18 protein-coding genes are annotated in these 18,458 nt (G+C 64.9%); 10 read left to right on the plus strand and 8 right to left on the minus strand.

Features of this window, described 5'->3' with window-relative positions; translation table 11 throughout:
* Positions 1–49 precede the first annotated feature (49 nt).
* Both J2R78_RS04035 and J2R78_RS04040 read left to right on the plus strand, forming a co-directional pair.
* On the plus strand, positions 50–901 hold the full coding sequence (locus J2R78_RS04035; RefSeq protein WP_253603024.1) for a carbohydrate ABC transporter permease: 852 nt from the start codon (positions 50–52) through the stop codon (positions 899–901).
* Positions 898–1,737, plus strand: a complete 840-nt coding sequence (locus tag J2R78_RS04040) for a carbohydrate ABC transporter permease (RefSeq protein ID WP_256558502.1) — start codon at positions 898–900, stop codon at positions 1,735–1,737. The genes J2R78_RS04035 and J2R78_RS04040 overlap by 4 nt, the downstream gene beginning before the upstream one ends.
* Positions 1,738–1,881: 144 nt before the next feature.
* Here J2R78_RS04040 and J2R78_RS04045 read toward each other — a convergent pair whose 3' ends face one another.
* Entirely contained in the window at positions 1,882–2,493 is a 612-nt protein-coding gene (locus J2R78_RS04045; RefSeq protein WP_253603026.1) for a TIGR00730 family Rossman fold protein, read from the minus strand.
* Between the two features lie 104 nt (positions 2,494–2,597).
* Positions 2,598–3,275: a cysteine hydrolase family protein gene (locus tag J2R78_RS04050; RefSeq protein ID WP_253603028.1), complete on the minus strand. Its 678-nt coding sequence runs from the start codon at positions 3,273–3,275 to the stop codon at positions 2,598–2,600.
* Between the two features lie 224 nt (positions 3,276–3,499).
* On the opposite strand from J2R78_RS04050, the gene J2R78_RS04055 reads away from it, so the two are divergent.
* A complete protein-coding gene (locus J2R78_RS04055) occupies positions 3,500–4,513 on the plus strand; it encodes a formamidase (protein WP_028339439.1) in 1,014 nt (337 codons plus the stop codon).
* A 63-nt stretch (positions 4,514–4,576) separates the two neighbouring features.
* On the opposite strand, the gene J2R78_RS04060 is transcribed toward J2R78_RS04055, so the two are convergent.
* Entirely contained in the window at positions 4,577–5,659 is a 1,083-nt protein-coding gene (locus tag J2R78_RS04060) for a putative sulfate exporter family transporter (protein ID WP_253603030.1), read from the minus strand.
* Between the two features lie 86 nt (positions 5,660–5,745).
* On the opposite strand from J2R78_RS04060, the gene J2R78_RS04065 reads away from it, so the two are divergent.
* Positions 5,746–6,717 carry a LysR family transcriptional regulator gene (locus tag J2R78_RS04065; protein WP_253603032.1) on the plus strand — a complete coding sequence of 324 codons (972 nt, stop codon included), beginning with the start codon at positions 5,746–5,748 and terminating at the stop codon, positions 6,715–6,717.
* Here the strand turns inward: J2R78_RS04065 and J2R78_RS04070 are convergent.
* From J2R78_RS04070 to J2R78_RS04080, 3 genes are all read right to left on the minus strand, one after another.
* Complete coding sequence (locus J2R78_RS04070) at positions 6,665–6,886, minus strand: hypothetical protein (RefSeq protein WP_038377517.1); 222 nt, start codon at positions 6,884–6,886, stop codon at positions 6,665–6,667. The two genes, J2R78_RS04065 and J2R78_RS04070, sit on opposite strands and share 53 nt — an antisense overlap.
* A 149-nt stretch (positions 6,887–7,035) precedes the next feature.
* Positions 7,036–8,274 (minus strand): ATP-binding protein, encoded by a 1,239-nt coding sequence (locus J2R78_RS04075; RefSeq protein ID WP_253603034.1) that lies wholly within the window; start codon positions 8,272–8,274, stop codon positions 7,036–7,038.
* Between the two features lie 199 nt (positions 8,275–8,473).
* A complete protein-coding gene (locus tag J2R78_RS04080; protein WP_253603035.1) occupies positions 8,474–9,745 on the minus strand; it encodes an allantoate amidohydrolase in 1,272 nt (423 codons plus the stop codon).
* Between the two features lie 373 nt (positions 9,746–10,118).
* Here J2R78_RS04080 and J2R78_RS04085 point away from each other — a divergent pair, with 373 nt between their 5' ends.
* Genes J2R78_RS04085 through J2R78_RS04105 form a run of 5 tightly spaced genes read left to right on the plus strand, consistent with a single transcriptional unit; the run spans position 10,119 to position 15,494 of the window.
* Complete coding sequence (locus tag J2R78_RS04085; RefSeq protein ID WP_253603037.1) at positions 10,119–11,228, plus strand: BMP family ABC transporter substrate-binding protein; 1,110 nt, start codon at positions 10,119–10,121, stop codon at positions 11,226–11,228.
* Entirely contained in the window at positions 11,225–12,334 is a 1,110-nt protein-coding gene (locus J2R78_RS04090) for an ABC transporter permease (RefSeq protein WP_253603039.1), read from the plus strand. Before J2R78_RS04085 ends, J2R78_RS04090 begins: the two co-directional genes overlap by 4 nt.
* Position 12,335: 1 nt before the next feature.
* Entirely contained in the window at positions 12,336–13,262 is a 927-nt protein-coding gene (locus J2R78_RS04095) for an ABC transporter permease (RefSeq protein ID WP_018270387.1), read from the plus strand.
* Between the two features lie 19 nt (positions 13,263–13,281).
* The gene (locus J2R78_RS04100) at positions 13,282–13,965 is read left to right on the plus strand and encodes a cysteine hydrolase family protein (RefSeq protein ID WP_225643493.1); all 684 of its coding nucleotides are present in this window, start codon (positions 13,282–13,284) and stop codon (positions 13,963–13,965) included.
* Positions 13,962–15,494, plus strand: a complete 1,533-nt coding sequence (locus J2R78_RS04105; protein ID WP_253603041.1) for an ABC transporter ATP-binding protein — start codon at positions 13,962–13,964, stop codon at positions 15,492–15,494. The genes J2R78_RS04100 and J2R78_RS04105 overlap by 4 nt, the downstream gene beginning before the upstream one ends.
* A 215-nt stretch (positions 15,495–15,709) precedes the next feature.
* Here the strand turns inward: J2R78_RS04105 and puuE are convergent, their stop codons facing one another.
* Entirely contained in the window at positions 15,710–16,648 is a 939-nt protein-coding gene (puuE, locus tag J2R78_RS04110) for an allantoinase PuuE (protein WP_253603043.1), read from the minus strand.
* 1 nt (position 16,649) lies between these two features.
* The gene (locus tag J2R78_RS04115) at positions 16,650–17,063 is read right to left on the minus strand and encodes a DUF3830 family protein (RefSeq protein WP_016843084.1); all 414 of its coding nucleotides are present in this window, start codon (positions 17,061–17,063) and stop codon (positions 16,650–16,652) included.
* Positions 17,064–17,259: 196 nt separating this feature from the next.
* Between J2R78_RS04115 and J2R78_RS04120 the strand changes: the two genes are divergently transcribed.
* Entirely contained in the window at positions 17,260–17,994 is a 735-nt protein-coding gene (locus J2R78_RS04120; protein ID WP_253587517.1) for an SDR family NAD(P)-dependent oxidoreductase, read from the plus strand.
* The last annotated feature ends 464 nt before the right edge of the window (positions 17,995–18,458 follow it).

The following is an 18,458-nucleotide window of genomic DNA, read 5'->3' on the forward strand; positions in this document are numbered from 1 at the left end:
AGAGGCCGCCCCGGCGCGTGAATGGCGTCCGCCGTCCTACTGGCCGTTCGTGGTCCCGGCCCTGGTCGTGGTGCTGGCGGTGATCATCTTTCCGTGGGTGTTCACGATCTGGATGAGCCTGCAGGAATGGAAGGTCGGCTCGCCGACCGTCTTCGTCGGGCTCGCCAACTATTTGCGGCTGCCGACCGATCCGCGCTTCGTCGAGGCGGTCGGGCACACGCTGTCCTACACCGCGCTGTCGGTCGTGCTGCCGCTGGTGTTCGGCACGCTGGCGGCGGTGGTATTTCATCAGAAATTCGCCGCGCGCGGCTTCCTCCGCGGTATCTTCATCATGCCGATGATGGCCACACCCGTGGCGATCGCGCTGGTGTGGACCATGATGTTCCACCCGCAGCTCGGTGTCTTGAACTACCTGCTGTCGCTGGTCGGCCTGCCGCCGCAGCTCTGGGTGTTCAACCCCGCGACGGTGATCCCCTCGCTGGTGCTGGTCGAGACCTGGCAATGGACGCCGCTGGTGATGCTGATCGTGCTCGGCGGCCTCGCCGCGATCCCGACCGAACCCTACGAGAGCGCGCAGATCGACGGTGCCAATTTCTGGCAGGTGTTCCGCTTCATCACGCTGCCCTTGATCATGCCGTTCCTGTTCATCGCCGGCATGATCCGCATGATCGACGCGGTGAAAAGCTTCGACATCATCTTCGCGATCACGCAAGGAGGGCCGGGCTCGGCGTCGGAGACCATCAACGTCTATCTCTACAGCGTCGCCTTCGTCTATTACGACCTCGGCTACGGCTCGGCGATCGCGGTGGTGTTCTTCCTCCTGATCGTGGCGCTGGCCGCGTTGCTGCTCTACTTGCGCAAGCGCCTGCTGTGGACGGCAGAGCTCGGGGGCGAGGCATGAACCCGCGTCAGATAGCTTCGCGTCAGATTCTGGGCCGGATCGGGCTTTGGCTGTCGGTGCTCGTCATCGTCTCGCCAGCGATCCTGTTCTTCCTCTGGATGGCCTCGCTGTCGCTGAAATTCGAGATCGACAACGCCTCCTATCCACCGGTGTTCTTTCCGGAGCATATCGCCTGGAAGAACTATGCCGACGTGTTCGCGTCCAATCGATTCCTGACCTATTTCAGCAACAGCCTGATCGTAACCGGCTGCGCCACGGGGCTTGCGATGCTGGTCGGCGTGCCCGCGGGCTACGGCATCGCGCGGATGGCGGCGCATAAATCGGCGATCGTGATCCTGATCGCGCGCATCACGCCGGGCCTGTCGTATCTGATCCCGCTGTTCCTGCTGTTCCAGTGGCTCGGCCTGCTCGGCACGCTGGTGCCGCAGATCATCATCCACCTCGTGGTCACGGTGCCGATCGTGATCTGGATCATGATCGGCTATTTCGAGACCACGCCGCTGGAGCTCGAGGAAGCCGCGCTGATCGACGGCGCGACGCGCTGGCAGGTGTTCCGCCATGTCGCGCTGCCGATCGCCAAGCCCGGCCTTGCGGTTGCCTTCATCCTCGCGGTGATCTTCTCCTGGAATAATTTCGTGTTCGGCATCGTGCTGGCCGGGCGTGAGACCCGCACGCTGCCGGTCGCGGTCTACAACATGATCTCGTTCGACCAGCTGAGCTGGGGCCCGCTCGCCGCCGCCGCATTGATCGTAACCGCGCCGGTGCTGCTGCTCACCGTGATGGCGCAGCGGCAGATCGTCGCCGGGCTCACCGCGGGCGCGGTGAAAGGCGGCTAGAGCGCGTACTGGTAAATCCGCCCGCTGAATGACGCCTGCGTTACCGTCAGAAGCGGACAAACGACACGTGCTCGGTCATGTCGGCTGAGGCCAATAGCAGAAGCCGATGGCGCCCGGCCCCATTACGTCTGAGGACACTGAAATCTACATCTTGTCGATGATCGACGAACCACCGACTTCGGACGCGCTATCTTTAGCAGCGGCCGCGACAATCGCGGGGATTACGTCCTCGGCACGATCAACGATAATGGGTTGAAGCAGGTGGTCCCTATGAAGGAAACCTGCACTGCGTATGTGGTCCAGCATCGCCATCATCGGCGCCCAAAAACCTTTGATGTTCACCAGGACCATCGGCTTACGGTGCTGCCCAAGCTGGGCCCAAGTCATGATTTCCACGATTTCCTCGACGGTACCGATGCCACCCGGAAGTGCCACGAAGGCATCAGAACGCTCGAACATTCTGTGTTTGCGCTCGTGCATGGTGTCTGTGATCGTCAAGTCTTCGAACATCTTGAGCGCATCAGTCGTCGTTTCCCAGTTTGTGAGAAATCTCGGAATGATCGCGCCGACCTTGCCACCGTTATTCAGTGTGCCGCGAGCGACCGCGCCCATCACACCATGGGTTCCGCCGCCGTAGATCAGCGTCAATCCCGATGCTGCAAGAGCGTGTCCCAATCGTTCGCCTGCCTCGACGTAGGCAACGTCGTGACCGGGCGAGGAGCCGCAATAGACGCAGACTGCTTTGATCGTGCTCATGTGGAGGATAAACGCGATGCACGGCCATAGCGTCAAGCTTGTTGTGCTCGCCAGAGTCCGCCTTGGGTCACAAAGGCGATATCCCTGACGCGTCCCCTCGCCCTCTAGCCAGCGAGCGCCTCCAGCACCGCGGCTGAATCGGTGACCCAACCGAAAATGCCGCCCTGCGCCTTGATCATCTTCAGGCCCATCTCGTGGAATTCCGGGAAGTAGGACGCGCAGCCGTCTGATATCACGACGCAGCGGTAGCCGCGGTCGTTGGCCTCGCGCACCGTGGTGTTGACGCAGACTTCGGTGGTGACGCCGCAGACCAGAAGATTCTCGATGCCGTATTTCTGCAGGATGTCGCCGAATTCGGTGGCGTAGAACGCGCCCTTGCCGGGCTTGTCGATCACGATCTCGCTGTCGAGCGGATAGAGCTCCGGAATGATGTCATGCCCCGCCTCGCCGCGGATCAGGATTCGTCCCATCGGTCCGGGATCGCCGATCCGCAAGCGAGGCGCGCCGCGCTCGAGCTTCGCCGGCGGCGCGTCGGAGAGATCGGGCAGATGGCCCTCGCGGGTGTGGACCACGAGCAGCCCGGCGTCGCGCACCGCCGCGAGCACCGCGGCGATCGGCTGCACCGCGCGGGCAAGCCGGCTGACGTCATTGCCGAGCGTCTCGCCGAAGCCCCCTCGCTCCATGAAATCGCGCTGCATGTCGATGATGACGAGCGCGGTCCTGCTCCAGTCGAGCGTGATCGGCTCCGGCTCCGCCGCGATCGTCCCGCTTGAATTCGCCATGACGCACGCCCCGAATGCGAAAAACCCGCATTTGATTAAGCAAACCGCGTGCCATTGCGCAATGATGCGGCGCATCGCGGCGATCCCGATCAGCATGCGACCGTACGCTGCATTTGCGCATTCTGCGATCTTGCTGGCATGATCGTTGCTAGCTGGGAGCCCGACCGAACGAAGATCATCGTTCGCGAAATGACAGCCCATTTCAAACAGGCGGGAGGACAGGCATGAATGGACTTGGCGGTCTCAACAAATCACCGAACGGCGTCGTGATCGGACTGGTGCAGCTGCAGTTGCCTGTGGTTGCGACAAGGTCCGACCTGGCACGGCAGACGGAGCGCATCGTATGGATGGTCGGCAAGGCGCGGCGCAACCTCGGAACCATGGACCTCGTCGTGTTCCCCGAATACTCGCTGCACGGCCTCTCGATGGATACCAATCCGGAGATCATGTGCCGGCTCGACGGGCCTGAAGTCGCGGCTTTCAAGCGGGCCTGCATCGAGAACAAGATCTGGGGCTGCTTCTCCATCATGGAGTTCAACCCGCATGGTAACCCCTATAATTCAGGGCTGATCATCGACGATCACGGCGATATCAAGCTGTACTACCGCAAATTCCATCCCTGGATTCCGGTCGAGCCGTGGGAGCCCGGCAACATCGGCATTCCCGTGATCGATGGACCGAAAGGCGCGAAGATCGCGCTGATCATCTGCCATGACGGCATGTTCCCGGAAATGGCCCGCGAATGCGCCTACAAGGGCGCGGAGATCATGATCCGCACCGCAGGCTACACCGCGCCGATCCGCGACAGCTGGCGCTTCACCAACCAGGCCAACGCGTTCCAGAACCTGATGGTGACGGCCAATGTCTGCATGTGCGGCTCGGACGGGTCGTTCGACTCGATGGGCGAAGGCATGATCGTCAATTTCGACGGCAGCATCATCGCGCACGGGACCACGGGGCGGGCCGACGAGATCATCACCGCCGAGGTGCGGCCCGACCTCGTGCGCGAGGCGCGGATCAACTGGGGCGTCGAGAACAACATCTATCAACTCTGGCACCGCGGCTATGTCGCGGTGAAGGGCGGTGCGATGGATTGCCCCTACACGTTCATGCAAGACATGGTGTCCGGCCGCTTCCGCCTGCCCTGGGAAGATCAGGTCAAGATCACCGACGGCACGTCCTGCGGCTTTCCCGCACCGACACGGATGTTCGGCAAGACCGCGAAGGCCGCCGAGTAGCCGGCCCTTTGATGTGAGCATGATCTCTTCGGAAAACCGCTCCACACTTTTCCGGATCATGCTCTACTTGAAGAAGTGCACGAGGCCGATGCTCAAGCCCAAGAGCAGCATCAGCGACAGCGTGACGGCGGCCGTCACCCGGCCGCCGACCGTCGAGAGCACCCGCACATCGACGCCGAGCCCAAGCGCTGCCATCGAGACGACGGTGAGGATCGCCGCGGTCTTCGTCACCGGCGCGATCGCGATATCAGGCACGAGCTGGAACGAGCGCAGCGCGGCCAGCACCAGGAAGCCGATGATGAACCAGGGCACCAGCTTGAACGGGCTGATCGAGGCGGTCTTTGAGGTGCCGTCCCTGGCGGCGCCGGCCTTGATGCTTACCTTGCGCCGCCGCGCCACCAGCAGCGAGAGGCCGATCACGATCGGGCCCAGCATCAACACCCGCACCAGCTTGACCAGCGTGCCGATCTGGGTCGAGACGATGCCGGCCGGCACGGTCGCCGCCAGCACCTGCGGCACGGCGTAGACGGTGAGGCCGGCGAGGATGCCGTATTGCGTCGCCGTCAGCTTCAGCAGCGGAATCAAGAGCGGCAGGCCGAGCACCATCAGCACGCCGAGAATGGCGGTGAACGAGATCGACGAGGCGATGTCGTCGCCGTCGGCCTCGATCACCGGCGCCACCGCCGCGATAGCCGAGTTGCCGCAGATCGAATTGCCGCAGGCGATCAGGATCGCGAGTTTGGTCTTGAGCCCCAGCATCCGGCTGAGGCCATAGCTCACCGCCAGCATGATCACGACGGTCACGGCGATGGCGCCGATCAGCAGCCCGCCCGATGCCACGATCGCGGCGAAGCTGATGGAGGCGCCGAGCAGCATCACCGCGACCTCGAGCAGCTGCTTGGCGCTGAAGGCAATGCCCGACCGCCAGCGCGCCGACGGCTCCCAGGCGGTGCGCACCGCCATGCCGAGCAGGATCGCGACGACGAGGGCCTCGATATAGGGATGCTCGAAAACGCGCTCCTCGGCGGCCTGGATGCCGAGCGAGATGACGGTGACCGCCCCGCAGAGCAGAATCCCCGGAATGAGCTGGAATATGCGCCGCAGCGCCCCCTGCTTCTGCCCCTGGTCTTGTTCTTGTTCCGGCACAAAATCCTCTTTTCGGAGAATATTTTATGCGCCAAGGCACACCTCTTGGCTAATATATTTTCGGACTGCCCCGATAGAGAGAAGTTATGTCCCTCAACCTGCATCTGCTCCGCCTGTTCGCGGCCGTGGCGAGGACCGGAAGTTTCTCCCGTGCCGCCGACCTCCTGCACATCAGCCAGCCCGCGATCTCCAAGGGCGTGCGGGATTTCGAGCTGCAGGTCGGCTGCCGGCTGCTCGACCGCACGCCGAAGGGGGTGCGGCCGACCCGGGAGGGCGCGGCGCTGGCGCGGCATGCCGAGACCCTGTTCGCGGCCGAACGCGCCGCCGAGGACGAACTGCAGGCGCTGCGCAACCTCGACAGCGGCTCGCTGCGGATCGGTGCCAGTACGACGATCGCGACCTACATGATCCCGGAATATCTCGGCGTGTTCCACCGTGCCTTTCCCGGCATCGATCTGCACGTCGTCAGCGCCAACACCAGCGATATCGCCGCGCTGATGCTGGGACACGAGATCGAGATCGCGCTGGTCGAGGGGCCGGTCGAGGACGAGAATTTGATCAGCGAAGCCTGGCGAACCGACGTGATGGCGCTGATCGCAGGTCCAGATCATCGCTTCGCGGCGGTCCAGGGGCCGATCGACATCCGGTCGCTGAACGACGAGATCCTGATCGTGCGGGAACCCGGCTCAGGCACGCGCGAGGTGGTCGCGCAGGCGCTGGCCGCCCACCACGTCGAGCCGCAGCGGACGCTCGAGATCGGCAGCACCGAGGCGATCAAGCAGGCGGTGGCATCAGGCGTCGGCGTCGCCATCGTGTCGATCGCGACGATCGACGATCAGGTGAAGCTCGGAAAGCTGAAGGTGATCCCGATCAAGGGCATCCATATCGAGCGCACGCTCTGGCAACTGAAATCGCCCGGGCGGCTCGAGGTGCCGGCGGCGGTCGCGTTCGAGGGGATCATCCGGGAGACGCAAAGGGCCAGGACGGCCCCGCGCGGGCCTGCGGCTAGAGTGCGGCGAACAGACCCTGCGCCCAGGCAACGGCATGCTCGAAGCTGAACACGCCGGGTTCGAAATAGACGGCCCGTGCCAGCACGATGCCGACCACCAGCACCCAGAACACGCTGGTGCCCGCGGTCTTCAGCCATTTCGACACGCCCTCGCTCGCGATCGAAGGATCGACCGCGGGGACCGGCTCGCCGAAGGGATCGAATGCGGATTGGCTCATCGTCGTAACCATCAGGAATACCCTGAGAATGTCGCGACGACGGGGGCTGAAGCAAGGGTAGTGGAATGCCTTTTGCGGCGGTTACTTGGAAGGACGTTTTCCGGCTCGAAAACCGGGGAGCATTTCCTTCTCAACGCCCCCTGTGGGCATCAACTGTCGGTTCCGCGCCGCGGCGCCACCCGTGGCAGCGTGATCCGCATGCGTGTCCCCATGCCCGGCGCACTGTCGAGATTGAGCTCTCCGCCCAGCCGGTTCGTGACGATGTTATGAACGATGTGCAGACCAAGCCCGATACGGCCGATATCGCGGCGCGTGGTGAAGAATGGATCGAAGGCTTGCCGCAGCACGTCGTGATCCATCCCGCAACCGTTGTCGGCGAACAGGATCTCGACCTGGTCCGCGCCTGAGGCGCGGAGCCGGATCGCGATGATGCCGCCCTTGCCATCCGGAAACGCATGCGCCACCGAATTGACGAACAGGTTGGTCAGCACCTGGCCATAAGGGCCGGGATAGCTGTTCATGGCAAGACCGGGCGGGCAATCGACCTCAAGCGCCAGGTTGTTCTTCGGCAAGGCCGGACGCAGGCTCGAGAGAACCTGCTCGGTCGCCGCGCCGAGATCGAACTGGCTCCGGTCGAAATAGCTGCGATCGACGGCCACCTGCTTGAACGATTGCACCAGGTCCGCCGCGCGCTTGAGGTTGCCGACCAGCAGCGACGAGGCGCTTTCGACGACCTCGATGAAATCGCTCAGGCTGGATCGCTTCAGCTTGCCGCGCGCGGCCTCGGCAGCGAAGTCGGCGCATTTCTGCTCCAGCACCGAGGCGACGGTGAGACTGGTGCCGACCGGACTGTTGATCTCGTGCGCGACACCGGCCACCAGCCGGCCCAGCGCCGCGAGCTTTTCCGCCTCGATCAGCGACGCCTGGGTCTCCTGCAGATGGTGCAAGGCCTTCTCGGCTGCGTCGCGGGCGGCGCGGATCTCGCGTTCGCTGCGCTTGCGATCGGTGATCTCTTCGGCCGCAACGTTGACGCCGACGATGCTCCCGTTCGGTTCGCGCTGCGGATGCCAATGCGTGATCCAGCATCGCTCGTCATTGTGGCCGGGGCGCTGGCCGTAAACCTCCACGTCGGTGACGGGCTCTCCGGTCTCCATGATCGACTGAACGATACCTTCGACGGCCGAAGCCAGCGCGGGCACGCAATCGTGCACCGTACGCCCGAGGTGACCTTCGACCGAAATGCCGCAGATTTCGGTGAGACGCTGGTTGATCTGAAGGTAACGGCAATCGGGTGAGAGATAGGCGAGCCCGATCGGTGCAGTGTCATAGATCAGCTGCAGCGCCGGTTGTTTTGGGAACCGAACGTCCTGGACGACGGACGACCTCATGTCCACTACCCCCCGTTGCACCAAGTCTAGCGCTTCACGCCCGGCCCGCAAATAGGCCAGCTGAGCCGGAAACGGTGGTCTGATCTGTCCGGATCAGGCATGGGTCGGGCCGGCAGCGGCCCCTGACCAGTGCCTGCGGCGTGCTGACGCAACGTGGGCAGCAAGCGCCCCTCGGCGCAGGCCTGCGAAGCGCGCAATTTTAGCTATTCACTGCAACGTGCGGACGAAAATTCTCGACGACGCGCAGCAGCACCCGCGCGCCGATGTCGGCATCGGCGAGTTCGACATGCTCGGCCGGATTGTGGCTGATCCCGCCGCGGCAGCGCAGAAAGATCATGCCGATATCGGCGACATCCACCATCGCCATCCCGTCATGCCCCGCCCCGCTCGGCAGCTCGAACGCGGCATAGCCCTCGGCCGCGACGGCCTCGGCGATCTGGGACTTCAGCCATGGCGCGCAGGGCACGCTGCGGTTCTCGTGGGTGACGTCGATCTGCAAGGCGAGGTCGCGGCGTTTTGCGATCGCCTCGATCTGCCGCACGATGTCGGCGACGGCGCGCTTGCGATGCATGTCGTTCTGCGAGCGGATATCCATGGTGAAGGACACCTTGCCCGGGATCACATTGGTGGCGCCCGGCATCGCGTTGACATAGCCGACGGTGCCGACGAGGCCTTGTTCGTCGGACCTGCAAAACTGCTCGATCGCAACGATGCATTCGGCAGCACCCGCCAGCGCATCGCGCCGCAGCTTCATCGGCACCGTGCCGGCATGGCCGGCGACGCCGGTGAGACTGGCGGCAAGCCGGGTCGCGCCCGAAATCGCGCTGACGACGCCGACCGGCAGCGCCTTCTCTTCCAGCACGGGACCCTGCTCGATGTGCAGCTCGACATACCCGAGCAGCTCGCGGCGGGCGCGCGCCGCCTTGCCGACATGATCGGGATCGAGCCCGAATTGAAGCAGCGCATCGCGCATCGACTTCCCGGTGCGGTCGCGCGTGTTGAGCACGCTCTCGTCGAAGGTGCCGGCGACCGCGCGGCTGCCGAGCAGGGTCGAGGCGAAGCGCACGCCCTCCTCGTCCGCAAAGCCCACGATCTCGATCGCAAACGGCAGCCGCCTGCCGCGGCGGTTCAGATCGGCGACGCAGGCGATTGCGGTGATGACGCCGAGCGGGCCATCCCATCTGCCGGCGTCGCGCACGGTGTCGTAGTGCGAGCCGAGCATCAGCGCCGGCAAGCCCGGCTGCTCGCCTTCGTAGCGGCCGCAGACATTGCCGATCGCATCGAGATGCGCGCTCATGCCGGCCTCGCGCATCCAGGACAGGATGAGATCGGCCGCCTTGCGGTGCTCGTCGGTGAGGAAGATTCGCGCCAGATGCTCCGGCGTCTCGGAGATCGTCGCGAGCTGATTGATCCGCGCGACGATCTCGTCGCCAAGGGAAGACGGTTTCGAGGACGGTTTTGTCTCGCTCATGCTGTTTCCCATCAATCCAACGCGGCCGCCGGAGCCCGCTTCACTCGTAGCAGGCCCGATCCGATTCACCAGCCGGCAAATGGCGCGTTGTGCGCAGGTCTCGACCGGGCTCGCACCGGCTGTCCGGCGGTTATCGACTGCTTAACGGCATTGCATACAACAGCGATCGATCGCTCATAAAATAGGCAAATCGATCTCAATCGGCTTCCGAGCGTTCCGGGACCGATCACCATTCTCACGTACATTCAATCATTTACGGAAGACTGATCGCCAAACATGCTCTGGCATGAAGCTTGCGACACTTCCCCCAAGCTCCGCCGTCAGGCGGCTGCGACAAGGACAGGCGGGCCGGACCCGCTGGAGGGAGCAGGCGATGGATTTTGGCAGGATTTCAAGAAGGCATTTATTGCAGGGCAGCGCCGCACTGGCGCTCGGCGGCACGCTTGGCATTCGTGGCGCGGCGGCAGCGGAAACCACGATCGGCTTCATCTATGTCGGGTCGCGCGACGACTACGGCTACAACCAGGCGCACGCGCAAGGAGCCGTGGCGGTGAAGAAGCTTCCCGGCATCAAGGTGGTCGAGGAAGAAAAGGTGCCGGAGACCGATGCAGTCGAGAAGACCATCGAGTCCATGATCAATCTCGACGGCGCCACGCTCATGTTCCCGACCTCGTTCGGCTACTACAACCCGCACGTCCTCAAGATGGCGGGCAAGTTTCCAAAACTGCGCTTCGAGCACTGCGGCGGCCTGTGGTCCGACAAGGACCCGAAGAACGCCGGCAGCTATTTCGGCTATATCGACGAGGCGCAATACATCTCCGGCATCGTGGCCGGCTATTCGACCAAGAGCGGCAAGCTCGGCTTCGTCGCCGCCAAGCCGATCCCGCAGGTGCTGCGCAACATCAACGCGTTCACGCTCGGCGCCCGGCTCGCCAATCCGAAGGCGACCACGCAGGTGATCTTCACCGGCGATTGGTCGATGCCGGTCAAGGAAGCCGAGGCTACCAACAGCCTGATCGACCAGGGCGTCGACGTGCTGACCTGCCATGTCGACGGACCGAAGACGATGGTCGAGAACGCCGCGCGCCGCGGCGCTCTCGTATGCGGCTATCACGTCAACCAGTCGCCGCTGGCGCCGAAGGCCTATCTCACCGGCGCCGAGTGGAATTGGGAGGCGCTCTATCCGAAATTCGTCAAGATGATCACCGCCGGCGAAGCGATCCCGAACTTCTATCGCGGCGGCCTCAAGGAAGAGATCGTCAAGGTGTCGCCCTATGGCGAGATGGTGTCCGCCGAGGCACGCAAGCACGCCGACGACGTCAAGGCCAAGTTCATGGCCGGCGAGTTTACGATCTTCAAGGGCCCGCTCGTCGACAACAAGGGCAAGACGGTGATCGCTTCCGGCACCGATCGCGGCCAGCAGGATCCCGAACTCGAGAAGATGGACTATCTCGTCGAGGGCGTGATCGGAGCCACCGCGTGACGACCGAGACGGCGGAATCGGTGGAGGCGGCCGGCATCGCTCCGGCCGCCGATCCCGGATTCCTCCAGCGCCACGGCGCGCGCATCGAATACATCCTGATCCCGGGCGCGGCGCTGGTCGGCGCGCTCGCGGTGTTCGGCGGCTTTGTCGCGCTCTACGGCAAGAACCCGCTCGATCTCTATTTCTACATGTATTACGGCGCGTTCGGCACCGCCTTCTCCTGGCAGAACACGCTGACCCGCGCCGCGCCGCTGATCCTGACCGCGCTGTGCACGGCGCTGCCGGCGCAGCTCGGCATGGTGATCATCGGCGGCGAAGGCGCGTTGTTGATCGGCGCGCTGTCGGCGACCGCGGCCGCCTTGGCGTTGCAAGGCGCAGCGCCGATCGTGGTGCAGATCGCCATGGTGATCGCGGGCATGATCGGCGGCGGCCTCTGGATCACGCTGTCGGGCGGCCTGCGGCAATATCGCGGGGTCAACGAGACGATCTCGAGCCTGCTGCTGGTCTATATCGCGCTTGCCATCCTCAACCATCTGGTCGAGGGCCCGATGCGCGATCCGGCGAGCCTCAACAAGCCGTCGACGCGCGAGATCGGCGCCGCCAACATGATCGGCACCATTCCCGGCACCGACGTGCATTGGGGCCTGGCGTTCGGCCTCGTCGCCGCCATCGTCGCCTGCATCCTGATCTATCACACCACTTTCGGCTTCGCGGCGCGCGTCGCCGGCGGCAACATCCGCGCCGCCAAGATCGTCGGGCTCAGCGTCGGCAAGCTGATCCTGACCGTCTGCTTCCTCGCCGGCAGCTGCGCCGGCCTTGCCGGCATGATCGAGGTCGCGGCCGTGCAGGGCCGCACCAACGCCAATCTCGCGGCGGGCTACGGCTTCACCGGCATCCTGGTTGCGTTCCTGGCGCGGCAGAATCCGCTGGCGATCATTCCGGTGGCGATCCTGCTCGGCGGCATCTCGGCTTCCGGCGGCCTGCTGCAGCGGCGGCTCGGCCTGCCCGACGCCTCCGTGCTGGTGCTGCAAGGCATCATCTTCGTGTTCGTGCTGGCCAGCGACGCGCTCTACGGGCGCATCGGCTTCCTGAAGGGAAAGTCCTGACATGGCGGACGCATCGCTCGGGCTCTGGACCGTTCCGCTGGCCGTGTTCGGCGGCGCCATCCGCGTCTCGACGCCGTTCCTGTTCGTCAGCCTCGGCGAGTGCATCACCGAGCGAAGTGGCCGCATCAATCTCGGCCTCGAGGGCACGCTGGTGATGGGCGCGATGAGCGCCTACGGCATCTCCTATCTCTCGGGCTCGCCGTGGCTTGGCGTGCTCGCGGCCGGCATCACCGGCGCGCTGTTCGGCGCGCTGCATGCCGGGATCTGCTCGCTGCCGCGGGTCAACGACATCGCGGTCGGCATCGCGCTGATGCTGCTCGGCACCGGCCTCGCGTTCTTCCTCGGCAAGCCGCTGATCGAGCCGACGGCGGCAAGGCTGCCCGCGATCGATTTCGGCTGGTGGAGCGACATCCCGCAGGTCCGCGCGGCGCTGCGCATCAACGTGCTGTTCCTGATCGGCGTCGCGATCGCGCCGCTGCTCTATTGGGCCTTCAGGACCACGCGCTGGGGCCTCTTGATCCGCACCGCCGGCGAGAGCGCCGATGCGGCGCGCGCGATGGGCCATTCGGTGCTCTTGATCCGGTTGCGCGCCACCATGGTCGGCGGCTTCCTCGCCGGCATCGGCGGCTCGTTCCTGTCGCTGTTCTATCCCGGCAGCTGGAACGAGGGCCTTTCCTCGGGACAGGGCATCACGGCGGTGGCGCTGGTGATCTTCGCGCGCTGGGACCCGATGCTGTGCCTGTGGGCCTCGCTCGCCTTCGGCGGCGCGGCCGCACTCGGGCCCGCGCTGCAATCGGTCGGCATCACCTCCGGCTATCATTTGTTCAACGCCGCGCCGTACATCCTGACGCTCGCGATCATGATCATCACCTGCTCGCCGAAGCGCACGCTGACCGGCGCACCCGCCGAATTGTCCATCACCCGATAGCATCTCGAAAGATCATTTCATGCCCGAGCGCTTCATCAAGTCCGAGCCCTACGCCTGGCCCTACAATGGCGATCTGCGGCCAGAGAATACCGCACTCATCATCATCGACATGCAGACCGATTTCTGCGGCGTCGGCGGCTATGTCGACAAGATGGGCTACGACCTCTCGCTGACCCGGGCGCCGATCGAGCCGATCAGGAAGCTGCTCGCGGTAATGCGCGCGCAGGGCTTTCACATCATCCATACGCGCGAGGGGCACCGGCCTGATCTGGCCGACCTGCCAGCCAACAAGCGCTGGCGCTCGCGCCAGATCGGCGCCGGCATCGGCGACCCCGGCCCCTGCGGCCGCATCCTGGTGCGCGGCGAACCCGGCTGGGAAATCATTCCGGACCTCGCGCCGCTGCCGGGCGAGCCAATCATCGACAAGCCCGGAAAAGGCTCGTTCTGCGCCACCGACCTCGAGCTGATGCTGCGGCTGCGTGGCATCGAGAACATCGTGCTGACCGGCATCACCACCGATGTCTGCGTCCACACCACGATGCGCGAGGCCAACGACCGCGGCTTCGAATGCGTGCTGGTCGAGGACTGTTGCGGCGCGACCGACAAGGGCAATCACGATCACGCGCTGAAGATGATCAAGATGCAGGGCGGCGTGTTCGGCGCGGTGACCAGATCCGCCGACCTGATCGGGGCGCTGTCGTGATCATCGGCGAGCCGCCCGCACCATCAGGCGCGTTCGGCGTCGACGCCATCGCCATGACGATGCGGTTCGGCGACTTCACAGCGCTCGACAATGTCGAGCTCAAGGTGCGTCCCGGCTCGTTCCACGCCTTGCTCGGCGAGAACGGCGCGGGCAAGAGCACGCTCGTCAAATGCATTATGGGCTACTACCACGCGACCGAAGGCGACATCATTGTCGGCGGCCGCCAGCAGGCGATCGCCAATCCGAAGGACGCGCATGCGCTCGGGCTCGGCATGGTCTACCAGCACTTCACTTTGGTGCCGGCGATGACGGTTGCCGAGAATTTGGTGCTGGCGCGCGACGACGTGCCTGCCGTGGTCGACTGGCGCAAGGAGAAGAAGGAGCTGGAGGCCTTCCTGGCGCGGATGCCGTTCAAGGTGCCGCTCGACGCAAAGGTCTCGGATATCTCCGCCGGCGAACGGCAGAAATGCGAGATCCTCAAGCAGCTCTATCTGAAGCGGCGCTTCCTGATCCTGGACGAGCCGACCTCGGTGCTGACGCCGGGCGAAGCCGACGAGGTGCTCGGCATGCTGCGCGCGATGGTGGTCGCGGGCGAGCTCACCATCCTGATGATCACGCACAAGTTCCGCGAGGTGATGGCCTTTGCCGACGAGGTGACCATCCTGCGCCGCGGCAAGCTCGCCGGCAGCGGCCGGGTTGCCGAGCTGACGCCGGACGAGATGGCCCGCACCATGATCGGCGCCGAGCAGCTGACGGTGCAGCCGCCGCGCACCGGCGAGACCGGCGCGCCGCGGCTTGAGCTCGACAGGCTCACCGCGCTTGACGATGCCGGCGCGATCGCCGTGCACGGCGTGTCGCTGACCGTGAAAAGCGGCGAGATCGTCGGCATCGCCGGCGTGTCCGGCAACGGCCAGCGCCAGCTCGTGGAGGTCTTGGCCGGCCAGCGCGAGGCCGAGAGCGGCGCGATCCGCGTCCAGGGCGAGACCTATGCGGCGAGCCGCGCGGAGATGCGGCGCCACAGGATGTCGCTGTTGCCGGAAGAGCCGCTGAAGAACGCCTGCGTCGGCGGCATGAGCGTCGCCGACAACATCGCATTCCGCGAATTCGATCGTGCCCCGTTCGCGCGCGGCGGCTGGTGGCTGAACCGCTCGGCCTTCCGCAACGACGCCGAGCGCAAGATCAATCGCTACAAGATCAAGACCCGCACGCCGGAGACGCCGATCGCGGCGCTGTCGGGCGGCAATGTGCAGCGCGCGGTGCTGGCGCGCGAGCTCTCGGGCGACGTCGAGGTGCTGATCGCCGCCAATCCCTGCTTCGGGCTCGACTTCGCGGCGGTGGCGCAGATCCACGCCGAGATCATGGCCGCCCGCAACCGCGGCGCGGCGGTGCTGTTGGTCAGTGAAGACCTCGACGAGCTGCTGGAGCTGTCGGATCGGCTGGTCGTGATGTTCCACGGCGCCTTCGTGCATGAGGCCCGCGCCAGCGAGGCCGACCTCACCGAGATCGGCCGGCACATGGCCGGGCACTGAGGTCGAAGAAAAGGGCGGATGGTGCCCGCAACGGCACTGCGCCCCCTCGCCCCGTTCTTACGGGGAGAGGGTTGGGGTGAGGGGCTCTCTCCGCGCAAATGGCGGCAGCTGGACTCGCGGAGACTCCCCCTCACCCGGAACGCATCTGTCGATGCGTTCCGGCCCCTCCCCGCAGGCGGGGCGAGGCGAGGAGGCAGCGGCCCGCTAACGATCGCCTAGCCGATCTCGAACGCCTGCTCGGCGAGATGCTTCAGATTGGCGTGCCAATGCTCGGCGATCTGAAGCCTGGTCGGCACCCAGACGTGGTCGTGCTTCTGGATGTAGTCGAGGAAGCGCATCAGCGCCGCGGCGCGGCCGGGACGGCCGACGACGCGGCAATGCAGACCGATCGACATCATCTTCGGTGAGGTCGCGCCCTCGGCATAGAGCACGTCAAAACTGTCTTTCAGGTAGGTGTAGAACTCCTCGCCGCCGCCGAAGCCCTGCGCGTTGATGAAGCGCATGTCGTTGGCATCGAGCGTATAGGGGATCACGAGATGCGGCTCGGTGCCGGTTGCCTTGATCCAGTACGGCAGATCGTCGGCATAGGAATCGCAGAGATAGCGCAGGCCGCCCGCCTCCATCAAAAGCCGCAGCGTGTTGATCGAGGAGCGGCCGGTGTACCAGCCGAGCGGCCGCGCGCCTGTCGCCTCGGCATGCACGGCAATGGCGCGAGCGATCTCCTCGCGCTCCTCGTCCTCCGACATGTCCTTGTGCTCGACCCAGCGCAGGCTGTGGCTTGCGATGTCCCAGCCCGCCTCCTGCATCGCGGCGACAACGTCCGGATTGCGCTTCAGCGCCATCGCGACGCCGAACACCGTGGCCGGCAGCTTCCGCTCGGTGAATATCCGCCACAGCCGCCAGAAGCCGGCGCGCGCGCCATATTCGAACATCGTCTCGATATTGGCGTGCCGCCGGCCGACCCAGGGCTGCGCGCCGAGCACGTCGGACAGAAACGCTTCCGAGGCGCGATCACCGTGCAGGATGTTGTTCTCCCCGCCCTCCTCGAAATTGACCACGAATTGCACGGCGATGCGCGCCGCGTCGGGCCATTTCGGATCGGGCGGATTGCGGCCGTAGCCGCGGAGATCGCGCGGATAGCGGGCCTCGGTCACATCAGATTTCCTCGAAGCGGATGTTCTGCGCGCCCTTCCACAACACGGTCTTGCCGAACGCGGTGAGGTTCTCCAGCCCCGAGGTCAGCGTGATGAAATGATTGCCGGCGAGCTGGCCCATCTTGCTGGCGAAATGCACGCCGCCATAGGCGAGCAGGATTTCGGTCTCGCTGATGCCGCCCGGATAGAGGATGATCTGGCCCGGCGCCGGATAGCTGGTGTGGTTCTCGTAGGACACACCGAAGTCGAGATCGCCGAGCGGCATCCAGACGCCCTCGCCGCTCCAGCGCACGTGGATCGCCTGGCTCTCGAACGGCATCGCCTTGCGGAACGCGGCGACCGTCTTCGGCGCCAGCTGCTCCTCGAAACGGGCGTCAAAGGTGAACTCGCCGGCGCGGACAATCAGTTTGCTCATCGATCTCTCGTGGGTGGGCTAAGAAGTGATGTCCCAACCATTGCCGCCGGCCCGGGCCGGACGCAAGGCCGATTCCGGCCCCGGAAGCCGGTTTTTCGCCGCGCGGCGGCCTCCAACGCAGATTTGAGCAGAGTTGCATTGCGCCGCGCCTTCCCGTTTGCGAGCCTGCGAGGGGACGTCGAACAGGGTGACCTTGATGACAACAAGCAGTCTGCACGGACATGTGGCGCTGGTGACCGGCGGATCGCGCGGCATCGGCGCGGCCATCGTCAAGATGCTGGCGGATGCCGGCGCAGCCGTCGCCATCAATTATCGCGAGCGCTCGGCCGAGGCGGAGACGCTAGCGAAGGGCATCATTGCCGCCGGCGGCCGCGCCGTCGCGATCGCCGCCGACGTCTCGGAAGCTGCCGCCGTCACCGCGCTGGTCCAGCGCGCCAAATCCGAGCTCGGCCCGGTCGACATCCTCGTCAACAATGCCGGCATCGCCATCGTCAGGGGTGTCGACGACCTCACCGAAGAGGATTTCGACCGCACCATCACGGTCAATCTCAAATCGGCGTTCCTGTGCACGCAAGCGGTGCTGCCGATGATGCGCACCCGAAAATGGGGCCGCATCGTCAACATCTCCTCCGGCGCGGCGCGCGGCGCCGGCTCGATCGGGCCGCACTACAACGCATCCAAGGCGGCGATGGAGGGGATGACCCGCGGCTATGCCGCGCGCCTAGTCAAGGAGGGCATCACCGTCAACGCCGTCGCGCCGTCGCTGATCGAGACCGACATGATGAGGGGACAGAGCGAGCTGGTCAGCCGGATCCCGGTCGGCCGCTTCGGCACAGCGGAAGAGGTGGCACAGGCCGTGATGCTGCTGGTCAACAATCCCTACATGACCGGACAGACCATCGCGATGAGCGGCGGCATGGCGTTCAACTAGGGCACGTACCATAAACACAGCGGCGTCATGCGATGAAGCTTACGTCCGCGTTGTCCTTATAGCGGTCATTTGTGCAGCATCGGAACATGTCGCGATGGGCCATTTCCGGACTCTTGCATGGCAAGAGTCCCGCAAGATGACGGGCCAATTCAAATGTCCGTCCGGAGTGGTGCCTGCTACTTGCAACCGCGGCAAATCGTAAGCTTGCCCTTTAGTTTGTCATCGTCCCCGGGATCGACCGATTGCTGCCGAGAGACACGATCCGCTTCTTGATCGAGCTTGGGCTGCTTTGCCCGGTGTGACCTGACGGGTCGCGTCGTCCGGCTTGACGTGTCGTCGTCGATGCCGACGCTAAAACCATCGTAATCGGGGACCGGTCCAGCCGACGGCGGCGACCTGTCGATCACCTGTGCTGGCGAAGCGCTGCCTGACTCTACCGGCGTGTGTTCGACAGTGGCAGATCG

Origin of the sequence: Bradyrhizobium sp. USDA 4538, assembly GCF_024171045.1 — a bacterium.
GTDB lineage: Bacteria > Pseudomonadota > Alphaproteobacteria > Rhizobiales > Xanthobacteraceae > Bradyrhizobium > Bradyrhizobium australafricanum.